This is a genomic window from Streptomyces polyasparticus, assembly GCF_014493765.1.
Taxonomy (GTDB): Bacteria; Actinomycetota; Actinomycetes; order Streptomycetales; family Streptomycetaceae; genus Streptomyces; species Streptomyces polyasparticus.
The window spans coordinates 166,236-182,414 of the sequence record NZ_JACTVJ010000024.1 but is presented as its reverse complement, the minus strand read 5'-3'; the positions used below and the strand labels follow the sequence as shown (position 1 = coordinate 182,414).

The following is a 16,179-nucleotide window of genomic DNA, read 5'->3' as shown; positions in this document are numbered from 1 at the left end:
GTTTGAGCAGATCCGAACGAAGTTCGGATGCAGGGGTCCGGGGCGCAGCCCCGGTTTCGGGAAGGGGCGGGGCGGGGAGGAAAGCCCGCCGCAGGCGCAACGGCCCGCAGACAGCAACGCACCCGCACCCGCCGAGGACGGGGGCTCCGCCCCCTGCACCCCCGCATCGCGGCCCACCCCGCCCGAACTGACCGGACCGAACGGACCGAACGGACCGAACGGACCGCACGATCCGAGCAACTTACGGCGAGCACACCTTCGTCAGCTCACCGGTCGCATCGACGACCGGCCCGACATCCGGCGTGGCGTCCCCGTCCTTGATCGCCTGACGGACGTTGTCCACAGCGGTGGAGATGTCGTCGACGGCCTTGCTGACGTCCGCGTCCCCGGTGCTGTCACCGATCTCGTCGAGGTTCTTGTCGATCTGGTCGAGGGCCTTGTCCGCTTCGAGCGGGTTCTCGGCCGCGTCCTGGACGGCCTGCTGGAGGTCGGAGGCGCTCTGGGCGATGGCGCTCGCGGTCTGGGCGCAGTCGAGGGCCTTGTCGATGGCGCTGCAGCCGATGGCGAAGGGCGTGATCAGTGCGGCGCTGGCTGCTGCCAGGGCGATACGGCGGTGGCGCGAGGCCATGGAACGGTTCCTCCCCTTGTTGCGGACGGGCGTACGGCGGCTTGCCGTACGCCCGTATCCCTTAGAACGCCCGGCAGGGCGTGCACGGTTGCGTGGCCGGCATCAGCCGGCCGTCGGCCTGCGTCTGCCGAGCATCGGCCGGTGCCGGCCAACCGTCGGTTCGGCTCCGGCCGGCCAACCGTCGGTTCGACTCCGGCCGGCCAACCGTCGGTTCGCGTCAGCCGAGCGTCTGCTCGAGGGCCTTGCGCTGCAGCGTGGCGAGTTCGTCGCAGCCGGCGACCGCGAGGTCGAGCAGGGCGTTGAGCTCGTCGCGGGCGAAGGGTGCGGCTTCGGCGGTGCCCTGGACTTCGATGAAGCGGCCGTCGCCGGTGCAGACGACGTTCATGTCGGTCTCGGCGCGCACGTCCTCCTCGTAGCAGAGGTCGAGCAGCGGTACGCCGTCGACGATGCCGACGGAGACGGCGGAGACGGTGTCGGTGAGCGGCTTGCGGCCGTGCTTGATGAGCTTCTTGCCCTGGGCCCAGGCGACCGCGTCGGCGAGGGCCACGTACGCGCCGGTGATCGCGGCGGTACGGGTGCCGCCGTCGGCCTGGAGGACGTCGCAGTCGAGGACGATGGTGTTCTCGCCGAGTGCCTTGTAGTCGACGACGGCGCGCAGGGAGCGGCCGATGAGGCGGGAGATCTCGTGGGTGCGGCCGCCGATCTTGCCGCGGACGGATTCGCGGTCGCCGCGGGTGTTGGTGGAGCGGGGCAGCATGGAGTACTCGGCGGTGACCCAGCCTTCGCCGCTGCCCTTGCGCCAGCGCGGGACGCCTTCGGTGACGGAGGCGGTGCAGAAGACCTTGGTGTCGCCGAAGGAGACGAGTACGGAGCCTTCGGCGTGCTTGCTCCATCCGCGTTCGATGGTGACGGGGCGGAGGGATTCGGCGGTACGGCCGTCGATACGAGACATGGCGTCGAGCGTAGCCGTTGCGCTGTGCGCCGAGTTCCGCGCTCACCTTCTCTCTCCGCAGCCCTGCCGCGGGGCACACAAAAGCCCTGCCCCGGTGGGCCGGGAACAGGGCTTCCGTACAGCTAGAGGCTGCTCACATCATGTCTTCGATGTCGGCGGCGATCGGGTCGGCGTCGGTGCCGATGACGACCTGGATGGCGGTGCCCATCTTCACGACACCGTGGGCGCCGGCGGCCTTGAGGGCGGCCTCGTCGACGAGCGAGGAGTCCTTGACCTCGGTGCGCAGGCGGGTGATGCAGCCCTCGACCTCTTCGATGTTGTCGATACCGCCGAGGCCGGCAACGATCTTCTCAGCCTTCGTGGCCATGTCTTTCTCCCTGATCTTTCGTGCGCTCTCGCAAGCGACGGCCGGCCCACTATTGGTCCGCTTTGACACGGTAACGCACGGTTGGCCCATCTTCACGGGCGGTCATCACCGACGTACCGAATGATGGCGATCATCGGCGTACGCACGGGTTTTTCCGCGCGGATACCGACGCCGGTCCCTCACTGGTCTACACCAATCTACAACGATCGCCGAGCCTGGCTTGTTCCGGGAGGACACCATGAGCGCGAACGCCGCCGCAGCAGCGCGGCCGAGTCCCTGGAGCAACTTCTTCCAGGGCATGCAGAAGATGGGGCGCAGCCTTCAGCTGCCGATCGCCGTGCTTCCCGCAGCGGGCATCGTCAACCGTCTCGGCCAGCCGGATGTCTTCGGCGCCGACGGCCTCGGCTGGACGAATGTGGCCAAGGTCTTCGTCGGCGCCGGTGGTGCGCTGCTCGACGCGGACCTCGGTCTGCCGCTGCTGTTCTGCATCGGCGTCGCGATCGGCATGGCGAAGAAGGCGGACGGCTCGACGGCGCTCGCCGCGGTGGCCGGCTTCCTTGTGTACCGAGGGGTGCTGCACCAGTTCCCGGTGGACTGCGCCGACGGCGCGAAGGCCGTCGCGACCGGCTGCCAAGCGGCCGACGGGACCGTCAGCGCCTTCACGTATCAGAATCCAGGCGTCTTCGGCGGCATCATCATGGGCCTGCTCGCCTCGTGGTTCTGGGTCCGCTATCACCGTACGAAGCTCGTCTCCTGGCTCGGCTTCTTCAACGGACGCCGCCTCGTCCCGATCATCATGGCGTTCGTCGCCATCGTCTTCGCCGCACTGTGCCTGTGGGTCTGGCCGGCGATCGGTGACGCCCTGGAGAGCTTCTCCAACTGGCTCGAGAGCCTGGGCGCCTGGGGCTCCGGCATCTTCGGTGTCGCCAACCGCGCGCTCCTGGTGATCGGCCTGCACCAGTTCCTGAACGTGCCGCTGTGGTTCCAGTTCGGCTCGTACACCAAGCCGGACGGCACCACGGTCCACGGCGACATCAACATGTTCCTCAGCGGCGACCCCAGCGCCGGCATCTACCAGTCGGGCTTCTTCCCGATCATGATGTTCGCCCTGCCGGCGGCCTGTCTGGCGATGGTCCACTGCGCACGGCCGGAGCGCCGCAAGGTGGTCGGCGGCATGATGCTCTCGCTGGCGCTGACCTCGTTCGTCACCGGTATCACCGAACCGATCGAGTACTCCTTCGTCTTCATCGCCCCGGCCCTGTACGCGGTGCACGCGCTGCTCACGGGTGTGTCGATGGCGGTGACCTGGGCGCTCGGCGTCAAGGACGGCTTCAGCTTCTCGGCCGGCCTGATCGACTACGTCATCAACTGGGGCCTGGCGACCAAGCCCTGGATGATCATTCCGATCGGCCTCTGCTTCGCCGTCGTCTACTACGCGGTCTTCCGCTTCGCGATCACGAAGTGGGACATCAAGACTCCTGGGCGCGAGCCGGAGGAGGAGGCGGAGGCCCTGGAGCAGGAGAACACCAAGGCGTAGAACCCGCCTCCACCAGGCCGAAAGACCCCTGAATCCACGGGATTCGGGGGTCTTTTGTCATGCCTGTCCCGCTGTGTCCCAGGCCACTGGAAGCGGAGGTTCCTTATCTGGTCTTCACCGTGTTACAACTGGTCTACACCACTAATTGGTGTAGACCACGCGGCCGATCGGTCCGCGTCTTCTGAGCGACGTCGCCGTCCCTACCTCTTTCTCCGGGCGGCGTCATGCCCACTGGAGGAAGTTGATGAGTACGGCCACCGCCGCCGCTGCTCCCGCGAAGAAGCGGGGCTCCGGCCTGTTCCAGGGTCTGCAGAAGGTGGGCCGAAGCCTGCAGCTGCCGATCGCCGTGCTGCCCGCGGCCGGCCTCCTGCTGCGCCTCGGCCAGGCCGATGTATTCGGCGCCGATGGTCTCGGCTGGGACCAGGTCGCCAAGGTCTTCGCCGGCGCCGGTGGCGCCCTGCTCGACGCCTCGTTCGGTCTCCCCCTGCTGTTCTGCATAGGTGTCGCGATCGGCTTCGCGAAGAAGGCCGACGGTTCGACGGCGCTGGCCGCCGTGGTGTCCTTCCTGACCTACTTCGCCGTGATCCGCCAGTTCCCGCTGGACGGCCCTTCGGGCGCCGAGTTCGTGGGCACCTTCTACAGCGGCGTCTGGGTCAAGGGCGCCGAGGTCACGCCGGCCGCCTATGAGAACCCCGGCGTTCTCGGCGGCATCATCCTCGGTCTGCTGACCGCCGTGCTGTGGCAGCGCTTCCACCGGACCAAGCTGGTCGACTGGCTCGGCTTCTTCAACGGCCGCCGCCTGGTCCCGATCATCATGGCCTTCGTCGGCACCGCCCTCGGTATCCTCGTCGTCCTCGGCTGGGAGCCCATCGGCAACGTCATCACCAGCTTCGGCGAGTGGATCACCGGTCTCGGCGCCGCGGGTGCCGGCCTGTTCGGCCTGATCAACCGAGGTCTTCTGCCCATCGGTATGCACCAGTTCGTGAACACCGTGTCCTGGTTCCAGATCGGCGACTTCACCAACGCCGCCGGTGACGTCGTCCACGGTGACCTGACCCGATTCTTCGCCGGTGACCCGACCGCCGGACAGTTCATGTCGGGCTTCTTCCCGATCATGATGTTCGGCCTGCCGGCCGCCGCGCTCGCCATCGCGCACACCGCTCGCCCCGAGCGCCGCAAGGCCGTGCTCGGCATGATGATGTCCCTGGCCCTGACCTCGTTCGTCACCGGTGTGACGGAGCCGATCGAGTTCGCGTTCATGTTCATCGCGCCGCTGCTCTACGTGCTCCACGCGATTCTCACCGCCGCCTCGATGGTGATCACCTGGGCGCTCGGCGTGAAGGCGGGCTTCACCTTCTCCGCAGGTGCGATCGACTACCTGCTGAACTGGAACCTCGCCACCAAGCCTTGGATGATCATTCCGATCGGTCTGGTCTTCGCGGTGATCTACTACGTGGTCTTCCGCTTCGCGATCGTGAAGTTCAACCTCACCACCCCGGGCCGTGAGCCCGAGGAGGAGATCGAGGACATCACCAAGTGATCGCAGTGATCACCGGCTGATCCTCAGCTCGTACAGGTCCATTGGCCCTGCCGTAGGAGTCCTACGGCAGGGCCAATGTGCGTTTGCGACCTCATAGCGTCGAAGTGCACGCGTCCACGCCCACCGGGAGCTCCCATGACCACCCGCATCCTCGACCTCGACCGCGAGCAGCTCGCCGCCCTGCGCGGCCGTGAACTCACCGCCGCCGTAGCCGCCGCGGAGGGCCGCACCATGGTCGGCGAGGTGTTCGCCGAGCGTGCCGCGATGATTCCGAACCCGGGTGGCCGGGGTGTGCACAACATGGAGCTCGTCGCGTCGTTCGGCGCCGACATCGTGGTCCTCAACCTCATCGAGCGCGCCTGGGACGGCGAGAAGCTGACGCTGCCCGGGCTCGGTGAGTTCGCCTCGTTCACCGAGCTCGCGCAGGTCATCGGACGGCCCGTCGGCGTGAACCTGGAGCCCGGTGACGTACCGGAGATCCGGCGTGCCAAGCCCGAGTACGCCAAGCGTCTGATCGACATGGGTGCCGCGATGCTCTGCATCACCGCGAACCCCGGCACCGGCGGCTCCTTCGAGGGCATGGCGCGGGTGACCGAGGAGCTGCGCAAGGGGCTCGGGGACGACGCGGCGCTGTGGAGCGGCAAGATGCACCACGCCGGGCACATCGAGCGCGTCACCGTGCCGAAGCTGACCGCGCTGGTCGATGCGGGCGCCGACGGTGTGGTCATGCCGCTGCCCGGCACGATGCCCGGGGTCACCCGCGAGCTGGCCGCCGAGGGGGTCGCGGCCGTGCAGGACGCGGGCGCGATCGTGATGGGTGCGATCGGCACGAGCCAGGAGGGCAGCCACGCCAACGTGGTGCCCCAACTCGCCCTGAACGCCAAGGAGATCGGCTTCGACGCCCACCACTTCGGCGACTCGTACATCCCCGGGATGTGCGACCCGGAGCTGCTGTACGCGTACTCGGTGGCGATCCGCGGCCGCCGGCACACCTGGAACCGGATGGCGCTGTCCGGCCGCCGTCAGCGGGGCTGACGACGGCCGGGGAGCTCACAGCTCGTAGACGGCCCCGGAGCGCGCGAGCTCGACGGGGCCGTCGAACGCCTCTCGTGCGTCGCGCAGATTGATCTGCGCGTCCGTCCACGGCGGGATGTGCGTGAGGACGAGGCGGCCGGCCCCGGCGCGCGTGGCGCTCTGGCCGGCCTCGCGGCCGTTGAGGTGGAGGTCGGGGATGTCCTCCTTGCCGTGGATGAAGGAGGCCTCGCACAGGTACAGGTCGGTGCCGGCGGCCAGCTCGTCGAGCTGCTCGCAGACGCCGGTGTCGCCGGAGTACACGAGCGAGCGGCCTTCGTGCTCGACCCGGATCGCGTACGCCTCCACGGGGTGGGCGACTCTCTCCGTACGGACGGAGAAGGGGCCGATCTCGAACGAGGCGCCCGGCTTGAGCGTCTGGAAGTCGAAGACCTCGCCCATCGCCGAGGCCGAGGGGCTGTCGCCGTAGGCGGTGGTCAGCCGTTCCTGGGCGCCCTCGGGGGCGAAGACCGGGATCGCATCGCAGCGGCCGCCTTCGTGGCGGTAGTAGCGCGCGACGAAGTACGCGCACATGTCGATGCAGTGGTCCGGGTGGAGATGGCTGAGGAAGACGGCGTCGAGGTCGTACAGACCGCAGTGGCGCTGCAGCTCGCCGAGGGCACCGTTGCCCATGTCGAGGAGCAGCCGGAAGCCGTCGGCCTCTACGAGGTAGCTCGAGCAGGCCGATTCCGCGGACGGAAACGAGCCCGAGCAGCCGACGACGGTGAGCTTCATGGAGACGGGAACCTCCGTGCTGGCAGGGCATACGGCCTGTTGCCCCAGGCCGTTCCGGGGGTTGTGCGGTGCGTCGAGCGTAAGGCGCAAAACTCCGCGTCGCCCCTGCGTCATGGGCCGTTGTGGGGCAACTCACCTGCCCTGTCACCGGTTCGGATGGATCCGCTCCCGGCGCGCCGCGTTTGGGCCGCGCCGGTAGATTCATGCCCATGGACACGTCCTGGTGGCTCGCGCTTGCCGCCGTGGTGGCGCTCGCGCTGCTCGCGGCGCTGGTGGACGGGCGGGGGCGCTCCCGGCGCCGGCCGAGCGGTGCGGGCCGGCCGCCGGCGCGGCCGCGGGGTCCGGGGCGTGGGCCTCGGCGTGCCCCTCGGCCTGCGGAGATCTGGTGGGCTGACGTTCCGTACGAGGACGGTCCGGGGTCAAAGGACCGGCCCTGTCTCGTCCTGGACGTACGGGGTGAGAGTGCCGTCGTCGTCAAGATCACGAGCAAGTACCACGACGAGCGGGCCGGGGTGATTCCGCTGCCGCCCGGGTCGGTGGGTGACGCTCAGGGGCGGCCGAGTTTTCTGGAGACGGACGAGCTGCGGACGGTCCCGGTGTGGGCGTTCCGGCGGCGGGCCGGTGTGGTGGACCCGGTCCTGTGGGACCAGGTCCGCCACCTGCACAGTTGACCTCGCGCGCACCTGCACGGCCGGCCTCGCCCACACCTGCACGGCTGAGCTCGCCCGGCGGCGTTGTCAGTGGGCGCCGATAGCCTTGGCAGGGCTCGGCCCCCTGGGTGGGCGGGGTCTGTCCGGCGTGCTACGCCCAGAGCTGCCCCTGCAGCAGCTCGATCGCCGCCTCCGTCGATTCCGCCGTGTAGATGCCCGTCGACAGGTACTTCCAGCCGCCGTCGGCGACCACGAAGGCGATGTCCGCGGACTGGCCCGCCTTGACCGCCTTCCTGCCGACGCCGATCGCCGCGTGCAGGGCCGCGCCCGTGGAGACGCCCGCGAAGATGCCCTCCTGCTGTAGGAGTTCGCGGGTGCGGGTGACCGCGTCGGCCGAGCCGACCGAGAAGCGCGTGGTGAGGACGGTCTCGTCGTAGAGCTCGGGGATGAAGCCCTCGTCGAGGTTGCGCAGGCCGTAGACCAGGTCGTCGTAGCGCGGTTCGGCGGCGACGATCGCCACGTCCGGCTTGTTCTCGCGCAGATAGCGGCCGACGCCCATGAGCGTCCCCGTCGTGCCGAGGCCCGCCACGAAGTGCGTGATCGACGGCAGGTCCGCGAGGATCTCGGGGCCCGTCGTCGTGTAGTGCGCGCCCGCGTTGTCCGGGTTGCCGTACTGGTAGAGCATCACCCAGTCCGGGTGCTCGGCGGAGAGCTCCTTGGCCACCCGTACCGCCGTGTTGGAGCCGCCCGCGGCGGGCGAGGAGATGATCTCCGCGCCCCACATGGCGAGCAGTTCACGGCGCTCGGACGAGGTGTTCTCGGGCATCACGCACACGATCCGGTAGCCCTTGAGGCGGGCCGCCATCGCGAGCGAGATGCCCGTGTTGCCGCTGGTCGGCTCGAGGATGGTGCAGCCGGGGGTGAGCCGGCCGTCCTTCTCGGCCTGTTCGATCATGTGCAGCGCCGGCCGGTCCTTGACCGAACCGGTCGGGTTGCGGTCCTCCAGCTTGGCCCAGATGCGGACATCGTCCGAGGGCGAGAGCCGCGGCAGGCGCACCAGAGGGGTGTTGCCCACCGCGGCGAGCGGGGAGTCGTACCGCATCTCAGACCGATCCGCCGGCGACGGCCGGGAGGATCGTGACGCTGTCGCCGTCGGCGAGCTTGGTGGAGATGCCGTCGAGGAAGCGGACGTCCTCGTCGTTCAGGTACACGTTCACGAAGCGGCGCAGCTTGCCCTCGTCCACGATGCGGGCCTCGATGCCCGAGTGACGGGAATCCAGGTCGGAGAAGAGCTCGGCGAGGGTGTCGCCGCTGCCCTGCACGGCCTTCTCGCCGTCGGTGTAGGTGCGGAGGATGGTCGGGATGCGGACCTCGATGGCCATGGCTGCGGCTCCTGGTGAGATGAGGAAGTGTGGGTGCGCGGGTGGGTGCGCGCGGCGATGCGGTGGTACGCGGAGGAGTCGCCGTCTGCGGTCACCGCACCCTTGGGGCGGCTCCCGGGCCCCCACGAAGGCAGGGGTCGGCGGCAGGGGTCAGCGTGGACAGATGGCGCTGTTCAGCCTGCACAGGTCGACGTGAAGGCGCGCCACGAGCAGCATGCCCGGCGTCTTGTCACTCACGTCGTGTTGAACCATGCGGTCATCGTATCGATTCCCGTCCCGGATTCCGGAGTGTGATCTCAGATAGTGGATGATTTTCGTTCACCGGTCGGACGGGGCACGTCAGGGCCCGCCCCGGGGCCGGGCAGATACGTGACCGTGGGCGCCCCCGTGGCGGGGTGGACGCCCACGTCGGCGCGCACTCCGTACACCTCGGCGAGCAGCCCCGGCGTGAGCACCTGCGCGGGCGGGCCCGCGGCGACGACCGCCCCGCGCTGCAGTACGTAGAGCCGGTCGCAGAAATACGCGGCCAGGTTGAGGTCGTGCAGGGCGAGCAGGTTGGTGGTGCCGAGGCCGCGGACCAGGGTGAGGATGTCCAGCTGATAGCGGATGTCGAGGTGGTTCGTCGGCTCGTCGAGGACGAGCAGGCGGGGCTGCTGCACCAACGCCCGCGCCACCAGGGCGCGTTGGCGCTCGCCGCCGGAGAGGCCCGGGAAGGCGCGCTCGGCCAGGTCGAGGACGCCGACGCGGGCCAGCGCCTCGGTGACGAGCCGTTCGTCGGCGGCGGTGTCCGGCTCCCAGAACCGTTTGTGCGGGGAGCGGCCCATGGCCACGACCTCCCGTACGGTCAGCTCGAAGGCCGACTGGCCGTCCTGCGGGACGGTCGCGATCCGCCGGGCCCGTTCCTTGGCGCCGGTCAGCTCGGTGCCGTCGACGAGGACGTGTCCGGACGAGGGCCGCAGCGTCCCGTACACGCAGCGCAGGAGGGTGGTCTTGCCGCTGCCGTTCGGGCCGACCAGGCCCACGGTCTCCCCCGTGTCCGCGTGCAGAGTGACGGCGTCGACGAGGACGCGGCCGCCCGTCTCGTACGAGATCTCCTGGAGCTGCAGCATCAGGCAGCCACCCCTTCGGCAGAGCGGCCGCGGTGCAGCAGCCACAGGAAGAACGGTCCGCCGGTCAGGGCGGTGAGCACGCCGACCGGGATGTCCTGAGGCGCGGCCGCCGTGCGGGCCGCGAGGTCGGCGGCGACCAGGAACACCGCGCCGCCGAGCGCGGCCACCGGCAGCAACCTGCGGTGGCTCGCGCCGACGATCATGCGGGCGGCGTGCGGCACCATCAGGCCGACGAAGCCGATGGCCCCGCTGTACGCGACGGCCGCGCCGGTCAGCAGCGAGGTCAGCACGAACACGGCGGCGCGGAAGCGGCCGGTGTCCAGGCCGAGCACGGTCGCGCCCTCCTCCCCCGCGAGCAGCAGGTCGAGCGGCCGGGCGAGCGCGAGCAGGAGGAGGGTGCCGGCGAGCAGGGCCGCGGCGGGCAGCGCGAGCATGTCCCAGCGGGCGCTGCCGAGGCCGCCGAGGGTCCAGTACAGGACCTCCTGGATGTGGTTGGCGTCGGCGGACGTCACCAGGAGCAGGCTGGTCAGGGCGGACAGGATGTACGCGACGGCGACGCCCGCGAGGACCAGGCGCGCCCCGGTCATGGCGCCGCCCCGGCCGCGCGCGAGCACGTAGACGAGGGCAAGGGAGGCCATCGCGCCGGCGAAGGCGGCGGCCGGGATCGTCACGGACATCGCGGCGCCCGCGCCGATCCCGAGCACGATCACCGCGACCGCGCCCGCCGAGGCCCCGGAGGAGACGCCGAGCAGGAACGGGTCGGCGAGCGGATTGCGGACGAGGGCCTGCAGAACCGTGCCGATCACGGCGAGTCCGGCGCCGATGACCGCGCCGAGCAACACCCTGGGCAGCCGTACGTCGAGCACGATCGTGCGCAGCGGGCTCGGCTCCGCGCCGCCCGTGAGGATCCGTACGACCTCGGCCGGTGCGATCCGCACCGGGCCGAGCGCGAGCCCGGCGACGGCGGCCACGGCCAGGGCCGCCGTCAGGGACACGATGACCAGGAGGTAGCCGCGCCTCACTTCGCTTTTGCCGCCGCGCCTCGCTTCACTCTTGCTGCCGCGCCTCACTTCGCCACGTCCGGGTGGAGCTGCTCGGCGAGCTTCTCCACCGCGGCGGGGGCGCGGACCCCGAGGACCGCGTCGGACAGGGGCAGCACGGCGAACCGCTTGTTCCTGATCGCCGGCACGTCCGCGAGGGCCGGGTCCTCAAGGAGGCGCTTCTTCTTCTGGGCGACGGTCTGGGCGCCGTAGTCGTAGATCACGATGACCTCGGGGGCCCGCTCGACCACGTTCTCCCATGAGGCGTCGCCGAAGGACTTGTCCAGGTCGGCGAAGACATTGCGGCCGCCGGCGCGGGTGATGATCTCGTTGCCGATGCCCTGGCCGCCGGCGGTGAACGCGGTCTTGTCACCGCTGTCGTACACGAAGACGGAGAGCGGCTTCGTGCCCTTCAACTGCCGTGCGGTGTCCGCGAGTTCCTTCTCCGCACCGCGCACCCACGCATCGGCGCGCTCCCGCACCCCGAAGGTGCCGCCGACCTCCCGCACCTCGCGGTAGAGGTCCTTCATCGTGACGGCGGACTTCGCGCAGCCCTCGACGTTGAGCCGGGTCTCGATGCCGGACTTGGCGAGCGCGCCGCGTGAGCGGCCCTCGTTGCCGGCGAAGGCGCTGGCGTACCCGCCGTAGACGAAGTCCGGGTTCACCGAGAGGAGCTTCTCGTACGAGGGGTACTCGTCGGCGAGCACTGGGCGGGACTTGTAGTCCGCGGCGTACTTCGGCAGGACCTCGTCGTCGAGGTAGGCGGTGCCGGCGATCCGGTCCTTCAGACCGAGTTCGAGCAGCACCTCGGTGACGTGCTGGTTCATGGTGACGGCGCGCTCGGGCGGTGCGGTGAAGGTGGTCTTCACTCCGCAGTTCGTCACCGTGTACGGGAATCCGGCGGCGGTCGCCTGCGGCTTCGCGGAGTCGGCGGCCGGGGAGCAGGCGGCGAGCGGGAGAAGCAGGGACGCGGTCGCGAGGGCGCGCGTCGGTATACGCCAGGACATGGCTGGGCCTCCTGTGGGGATTTCCTCGTCCCCAGTCGGTGGAAGAAGGCGGCAGGTCAGTTCCTGACTCTCCGGCCGGTACGCGTGCATCGGAATGCACGGCGTCCCGACCGGTCACAGTGGCGGGACCGTCCCGGATTCACACCGGGTTCCTGGGTCCTGCAGCCCAAGGTCGAGGCTCAGTATGCCTGGACGACCTTCACCTCTTCTTCGGTGACCTCGCCCTCGACGATCCGGTAGGAGCGGAACTGGAACTCCCCCGCGCCGTCCGTGTCCGCCGTGGAGACCAGCACATAGTGCGCGCCGGGCTCGTTCGCATACGTGATGTCGGTACGGGACGGGTAGGCCTCGGTCGCCGTGTGCGAGTGGTAGACGATCACCGGCTCCTCGTCGCGGTCGTCCATCTCGCGGTAGAGCTTGAGCAGATCGCCCGAGTCGAACTCGTAGAACGTCGGGGAGCGCGCGGCGTTCAGCATCGGGATGAACCGCTCGGGGCGGCCCTCGCCGACCGGTCCGGCGACGACACCGCAGGCCTCGTCGGGGTGGTCCTCGCGGGCGTGGGCGACGATCTGGTCGTACAGGGCCTGGGTGATGGTCAGCATGTGGCTGAGCATAAGCAGGTGGGCCAGGGATCCGAGATCCCTGGCCCACCTGGTGAGACGCCGCCGTGAGACGGAGAACGGGGACGGCCGTCCGGCAGGAAACGGCCGTCCCCACGAAGAGCTAGCTCTTCACGTCCTCCAACTGCCCGGTGTTCTTGCGCTGCACGAACTGGTAGCCGATGAAGAGGATCAGCGCCCAGAGCGGAGCCGCGTACAGGGAGATCCGCGCGTCCTTGTCGATGCCCATGAGCACGATCACCATGAAGATGAAGGCGAGTGCGAACCAGCTGGTGAACGGGGCGCCGGGGGCCTTGAAGGAGGACTGCGGCAGCTCGCCGCGGTCGGCCTTGGCGCGGTAGCGGATCTGGCTGATCAGGATCATGATCCAGGCCCACATGCCGGAGATGGTCGCGAAGGAGACGACGTAGTTGAACGCCTCGCCCGGCCACTCGTAGTTGATGTAGACGCCGACCAGCATCAGGGCGGCGGACACCGAAGTGCCGTACAGCGGAAGGCCGTTCTTCGTCAGCTTGGTGAAGAACTTCGGGCCCTGGCCGTTGAGCGCGAGGTCGCGGAGCATACGGCCCGTCGAGTACATGCCCGAGTTGCAGGAGGAAAGGGCCGCGGTCAGCACCACGAAGTTCACGATGGCGGCGCCGACGCCCAGGCCCATCTTCTCGAAGGCGGCCACGAACGGGCTGACGCCGGGCTGGAAGTGCGTCCACGGCACGACCGACAGGATCATGATCAGCGCGCCGACGTAGAAGACGGCGATACGCCACGGCACGGTGTTGATCGCCTTGGGAAGCACGGTCTTCGGGTCCTTGGACTCGCCCGCGGTCACACCGACCAGCTCGACGGCGAGGAAGGCGAACATGACCATCTGCAGGGTCATCAGGGTGGAGCCGATGCCGTTCGGGAAGAAGCCGCCCTGGTTCCAGAGCATGCCGACCGAAGCGGTGTCACCGGCGTCCGAGAAGCCGATGGTGAGGATGCCGGCGCAGATCAGGATCATGCCGACGATGGCGGTGACCTTGACCATCGAGAACCAGAACTCCAGCTCGCCGAAGAGCTTCACGGAGATGAGGTTCGCGCCGAACAGGATGACCGTGAACAGCAGCGCGAACACCCATTGGGGTTGATCGAGCCAGCCGTCGGCGTTCTTCGTCCAGTACTGCATGTACGCGGAGGCCGCGGTGACCTCGGTGATGCCGGTGACGACCCAGAACAGCCAGTACGTCCAGCCGGTCACGAAGCCCGCGAACGGGCCGATGAACTCCCGCGCGTACTCCGAGAAGGAGCCCGACACCGGGCGGTACATGAGGAGCTCGCCGAGCGCGCGCATGATGAAGAAGATCACCAGACCCGCGATGGCGTACGCGAGGATCAGGCTGGGGCCCGCCTTGTGGATGCCCTTGCCGGCACCCAGGAACAGGCCGGTGCCGATGGCACCGCCGATCGCGATCATCTGGATCTGCCGGGCTCCCAGTCCTCGCTGGTAGCCCTCCGCGGACGTGCTCTCGCCGTCCGCCACGGCCTCACTGCCGTCGTTGTGCTTGTCGACCTGCACTGAGGTCATGGTGGTGCGCCTTTCTCCATGCCGACCCGTGCCGTACGTGCGGTGTACGTGCCCGGATCGGGTCCCGATCCCCCCGGATGTGGATGGAGCTGTGCCTGCCGGCGGTCTGCCGGTGGGGCGCCCCTGCCGGGCACATGGGTGGCGTCCCGGCAGGTGGTCGTGAACATCTATCACGCGCACAAGTGGGACGAAACGCTGCCAATGTGGCGGGCGCCACAGGAAGAAGCGGACATAAGTCGTCGAGGCGACGAAGTGAGGCGGCAGTTTTTGAGTGTTCTTTATGCGGAATTGAGGCTCCTCTGAGCGAACGGACGCCTGGATTCCGGTGCCTCGTACGGCCGTCCCGGTTCCGCAGACACGAACGGGCCCGCCCGCACCGTTGAGGGTGCGGGCGGGCCCGTCGGCGGATACGGGTCCGGTCAGACCTTGAGGAGGTCCTTCTTCTCCTCCTCCGGCTCCGGCTCGCCGTTGTCACGGCGCTGCGCGTAGTCGAGGAAGGACTTCAGCTCCCGCCTGACCACCGGGAACAGCAGGTAGAGACCGATGATGTTGAACACCGCGAGGATGAACAGGACCGCGTCGGCCAGGCTGAACAGCGCCGTCAGCGTGAGCAGCGAACCACCCGCGGCACACACCGTGTACAGCACGCGGAACAGCGTGAGGCTGGGCTTCGAGCGGCCGAACAGGTGCGACCAGGCCTTCTCGCCGTAGTAGCCGTAGGTCAGCGCGGTCGACAGCGCGAACAGGATGACCGCCACGGTCAGCACGTACGGGAACCAGGGCAGGACGGTCGCGAAGGCGTCGGAGGTGATGACCACGCCACCGGGGGCGTTCGGGTCGGTCCGCGCAGCCTCCAGCGACGGCGGGCTGACGACCACGACCGTCAGGGCGGTCATGGTGCAGATGACGACGGTGTCGATGAACGGCTCGAGCAGCGCGACCAGGCCCTCGCTCGCGGGGTGCTTGGTCTTCACGGCGGAGTGCGCGATCGGGGCGGTGCCGAGGCCGGCCTCGTTGGAGAACGCGGCCCGCTGGAAACCGGCGATCAGGGCGCCGATGAGGCCGCCGGCGAAGCTCTCCGGGTTGAAGGCGTAGGAGAAGATGTCGGTCACGGCGCCCGGCAGCGCGCCGGCGTTGACGGCCAGGACCGCGAGGCAGCCGAGGATGTAGATGATCGCCATGGCCGGGACCAGCTTGGAGGTCACGCTGGCGATCGACTTCATGCCGCCGATCAGGACCACACCGATGAGCAGGGCGACGACGATGCCGAAGACCATGGCGCCGGCCGAGGAGTCGATGAAGCCGTTGTCGCCGCCGGTGGTGTTGGCGAGCTGGCTGTAGGCCTGGTTGACCTGGAGCAGGTTGCCTCCGAAGAGGCCGAAGAACAGCACAAACACCGCGGCGCAGACGCCGAGCACCTTGCCGAGCTTGTGGCCGAGGGAACCGGCACCGAAGCGGTCGGCGAGACCGGCGGGCAGGTACTGCATCGGGCCGCCGGAGACCGTGCCGTCGGCGTGCACCTTGCGGTACTTCACACCGAGGGTGACCTCGACGAACTTGGTGGCCATGCCGAGCAGGCCGCAGACCGCCATCCAGAACGCGGCGCCCGCGCCACCGATCGTGATGGCGACGGCGACACCGGCGATGTTGCCGAGGCCGACGGTGGCGGAGACGGCGGCGGTCAGCGCGCCGAAGTGGTTGACCTCGCCGACCGCGCCCTTCTCGTCGTACTTGCCGCGCACGACCTTGAGGGCGAGCTTGAACTTGCGTATCTGGAGGAAGCCGAAGAGGCCGGTGAACAGCAGACCGGCGACGACCAGCCAGGCGACGATCAGCGGAAGCTCGGCGTCACCGACAGGCACGGAGTAGAAGACCCACTTGGTGAGAAATTCGGCCACGGGATCGACCACGCTGTTGACGCTCTCCTCGATGGAGTTCGTCAGGGATTCAAGAGACATCGGACACCTCAGGGCAGGCACA

The 16,179-nt window shown here is 69.0% G+C and carries 17 protein-coding genes and 1 riboswitch; of the genes, 4 read left to right on the top strand and 13 right to left on the bottom strand.

Annotated features, from left to right (window positions below; genetic code table 11):
- Positions 1-241: 241 nt before the first annotated feature.
- The 3 genes from H9Y04_RS37650 to H9Y04_RS37640 form a co-directional block, all read right to left on the bottom strand.
- Positions 242-628, bottom strand: a complete 387-nt coding sequence (locus H9Y04_RS37650; RefSeq protein ID WP_187818693.1) for a hypothetical protein — start codon at positions 626-628, stop codon at positions 242-244.
- A gap of 217 nt (positions 629-845) precedes the next feature.
- A complete protein-coding gene (gene rph / locus H9Y04_RS37645; RefSeq protein ID WP_187818692.1) occupies positions 846-1,580 on the bottom strand; it encodes a ribonuclease PH in 735 nt (244 codons plus the stop codon).
- Positions 1,581-1,713: 133 nt separating this feature from the next.
- A complete protein-coding gene (locus H9Y04_RS37640) occupies positions 1,714-2,037 on the bottom strand; it encodes a PTS sugar transporter subunit IIB (protein ID WP_268980542.1) in 324 nt (107 codons plus the stop codon).
- 148 nt (positions 2,038-2,185) lie between these two features.
- Here H9Y04_RS37640 and H9Y04_RS37635 point away from each other — a divergent pair, with 148 nt between their 5' ends.
- From H9Y04_RS37635 to H9Y04_RS37625, 3 genes are all read left to right on the top strand, one after another.
- Positions 2,186-3,484 carry a PTS transporter subunit EIIC gene (locus H9Y04_RS37635; protein WP_187818690.1) on the top strand — a complete coding sequence of 433 codons (1,299 nt, stop codon included), beginning with the start codon at positions 2,186-2,188 and terminating at the stop codon, positions 3,482-3,484.
- A 244-nt stretch (positions 3,485-3,728) separates the two neighbouring features.
- Positions 3,729-5,024 carry a PTS transporter subunit EIIC gene (locus H9Y04_RS37630; RefSeq protein ID WP_187818689.1) on the top strand — a complete coding sequence of 432 codons (1,296 nt, stop codon included), beginning with the start codon at positions 3,729-3,731 and terminating at the stop codon, positions 5,022-5,024.
- A 135-nt stretch (positions 5,025-5,159) separates the two neighbouring features.
- Complete coding sequence (locus H9Y04_RS37625; protein WP_187818688.1) at positions 5,160-6,059, top strand: DUF7916 family protein; 900 nt, start codon at positions 5,160-5,162, stop codon at positions 6,057-6,059.
- 15 nt (positions 6,060-6,074) lie between these two features.
- On the opposite strand, the gene H9Y04_RS37620 is transcribed toward H9Y04_RS37625, so the two are convergent.
- A complete protein-coding gene (locus tag H9Y04_RS37620; protein WP_187818687.1) occupies positions 6,075-6,830 on the bottom strand; it encodes an MBL fold metallo-hydrolase in 756 nt (251 codons plus the stop codon).
- Between the two features lie 209 nt (positions 6,831-7,039).
- Between H9Y04_RS37620 and H9Y04_RS37615 the strand changes: the two genes are divergently transcribed.
- Positions 7,040-7,501 carry a type II toxin-antitoxin system PemK/MazF family toxin gene (locus H9Y04_RS37615; RefSeq protein WP_187818686.1) on the top strand — a complete coding sequence of 154 codons (462 nt, stop codon included), beginning with the start codon at positions 7,040-7,042 and terminating at the stop codon, positions 7,499-7,501.
- A gap of 130 nt (positions 7,502-7,631) precedes the next feature.
- Here H9Y04_RS37615 and H9Y04_RS37610 read toward each other — a convergent pair whose 3' ends face one another.
- From H9Y04_RS37610 to H9Y04_RS37575, 9 genes are all read right to left on the bottom strand, one after another.
- Positions 7,632-8,582 (bottom strand): PLP-dependent cysteine synthase family protein, encoded by a 951-nt coding sequence (locus tag H9Y04_RS37610; RefSeq protein WP_187818685.1) that lies wholly within the window; start codon positions 8,580-8,582, stop codon positions 7,632-7,634.
- Between the two features lies 1 nt (position 8,583).
- Positions 8,584-8,862 (bottom strand): MoaD/ThiS family protein, encoded by a 279-nt coding sequence (locus H9Y04_RS37605; protein ID WP_187818684.1) that lies wholly within the window; start codon positions 8,860-8,862, stop codon positions 8,584-8,586.
- Between the two features lie 150 nt (positions 8,863-9,012).
- Positions 9,013-9,114 (bottom strand): putative leader peptide, encoded by a 102-nt coding sequence (locus tag H9Y04_RS48490; protein WP_328707661.1) that lies wholly within the window; start codon positions 9,112-9,114, stop codon positions 9,013-9,015.
- Positions 9,115-9,158: 44 nt separating this feature from the next.
- Positions 9,159-9,971 (bottom strand): ABC transporter ATP-binding protein, encoded by an 813-nt coding sequence (locus tag H9Y04_RS37600; RefSeq protein WP_187818683.1) that lies wholly within the window; start codon positions 9,969-9,971, stop codon positions 9,159-9,161.
- Positions 9,971-10,993, bottom strand: coding sequence for a FecCD family ABC transporter permease (locus tag H9Y04_RS37595; protein WP_187818682.1), 1,023 nt, complete (start codon positions 10,991-10,993; stop codon positions 9,971-9,973). The genes H9Y04_RS37600 and H9Y04_RS37595 overlap by 1 nt, the downstream gene beginning before the upstream one ends.
- A gap of 44 nt (positions 10,994-11,037) precedes the next feature.
- Positions 11,038-12,018 (bottom strand): ABC transporter substrate-binding protein, encoded by a 981-nt coding sequence (locus H9Y04_RS37590; RefSeq protein WP_187818681.1) that lies wholly within the window; start codon positions 12,016-12,018, stop codon positions 11,038-11,040.
- 37 nt (positions 12,019-12,055) lie between these two features.
- Positions 12,056-12,232, bottom strand: a riboswitch (cobalamin riboswitch).
- Positions 12,198-12,620 carry a M67 family metallopeptidase gene (locus H9Y04_RS37585; protein ID WP_187818680.1) on the bottom strand — a complete coding sequence of 141 codons (423 nt, stop codon included), beginning with the start codon at positions 12,618-12,620 and terminating at the stop codon, positions 12,198-12,200. It overlaps the preceding riboswitch by 35 nt.
- Before the next feature lie 121 nt (positions 12,621-12,741).
- Entirely contained in the window at positions 12,742-14,199 is a 1,458-nt protein-coding gene (locus tag H9Y04_RS37580; RefSeq protein ID WP_187818679.1) for an amino acid permease, read from the bottom strand.
- 419 nt (positions 14,200-14,618) lie between these two features.
- Positions 14,619-16,157, bottom strand: a complete 1,539-nt coding sequence (locus H9Y04_RS37575; protein ID WP_187818678.1) for an alanine/glycine:cation symporter family protein — start codon at positions 16,155-16,157, stop codon at positions 14,619-14,621.
- Positions 16,158-16,179 lie beyond the last annotated feature (22 nt).

What these genes read in the sequence shown, in the direction of transcription:
- H9Y04_RS37610 (WP_187818685.1), bottom strand. Translation starts at nt 8,582, where the DNA reads ATGCGGTACGACTCCCCGCTCGCCGCGGTGGGCAACACCCCTCTGGTG.
- H9Y04_RS37630 (WP_187818689.1), top strand. Translation starts at nt 3,729, where the DNA reads ATGAGTACGGCCACCGCCGCCGCTGCTCCCGCGAAGAAGCGGGGCTCC.
- H9Y04_RS37600 (WP_187818683.1), bottom strand. Translation starts at nt 9,971, where the DNA reads ATGCTGCAGCTCCAGGAGATCTCGTACGAGACGGGCGGCCGCGTCCTC.
- H9Y04_RS37635 (WP_187818690.1), top strand. Translation starts at nt 2,186, where the DNA reads ATGAGCGCGAACGCCGCCGCAGCAGCGCGGCCGAGTCCCTGGAGCAAC.
- H9Y04_RS37615 (WP_187818686.1), top strand. Translation starts at nt 7,040, where the DNA reads ATGGACACGTCCTGGTGGCTCGCGCTTGCCGCCGTGGTGGCGCTCGCG.
- H9Y04_RS37585 (WP_187818680.1), bottom strand. Translation starts at nt 12,620, where the DNA reads ATGCTGACCATCACCCAGGCCCTGTACGACCAGATCGTCGCCCACGCC.
- H9Y04_RS37640 (WP_268980542.1), bottom strand. Translation starts at nt 2,037, where the DNA reads ATGGGCCAACCGTGCGTTACCGTGTCAAAGCGGACCAATAGTGGGCCG.
- H9Y04_RS37590 (WP_187818681.1), bottom strand. Translation starts at nt 12,018, where the DNA reads ATGTCCTGGCGTATACCGACGCGCGCCCTCGCGACCGCGTCCCTGCTT.
- H9Y04_RS37605 (WP_187818684.1), bottom strand. Translation starts at nt 8,862, where the DNA reads ATGGCCATCGAGGTCCGCATCCCGACCATCCTCCGCACCTACACCGAC.
- H9Y04_RS37575 (WP_187818678.1), bottom strand. Translation starts at nt 16,157, where the DNA reads ATGTCTCTTGAATCCCTGACGAACTCCATCGAGGAGAGCGTCAACAGC.
- H9Y04_RS37620 (WP_187818687.1), bottom strand. Translation starts at nt 6,830, where the DNA reads ATGAAGCTCACCGTCGTCGGCTGCTCGGGCTCGTTTCCGTCCGCGGAA.
- H9Y04_RS37650 (WP_187818693.1), bottom strand. Translation starts at nt 628, where the DNA reads ATGGCCTCGCGCCACCGCCGTATCGCCCTGGCAGCAGCCAGCGCCGCA.
- H9Y04_RS37625 (WP_187818688.1), top strand. Translation starts at nt 5,160, where the DNA reads ATGACCACCCGCATCCTCGACCTCGACCGCGAGCAGCTCGCCGCCCTG.
- H9Y04_RS48490 (WP_328707661.1), bottom strand. Translation starts at nt 9,114, where the DNA reads ATGGTTCAACACGACGTGAGTGACAAGACGCCGGGCATGCTGCTCGTG.
- H9Y04_RS37580 (WP_187818679.1), bottom strand. Translation starts at nt 14,199, where the DNA reads ATGACCTCAGTGCAGGTCGACAAGCACAACGACGGCAGTGAGGCCGTG.
- rph (WP_187818692.1), bottom strand. Translation starts at nt 1,580, where the DNA reads ATGTCTCGTATCGACGGCCGTACCGCCGAATCCCTCCGCCCCGTCACC.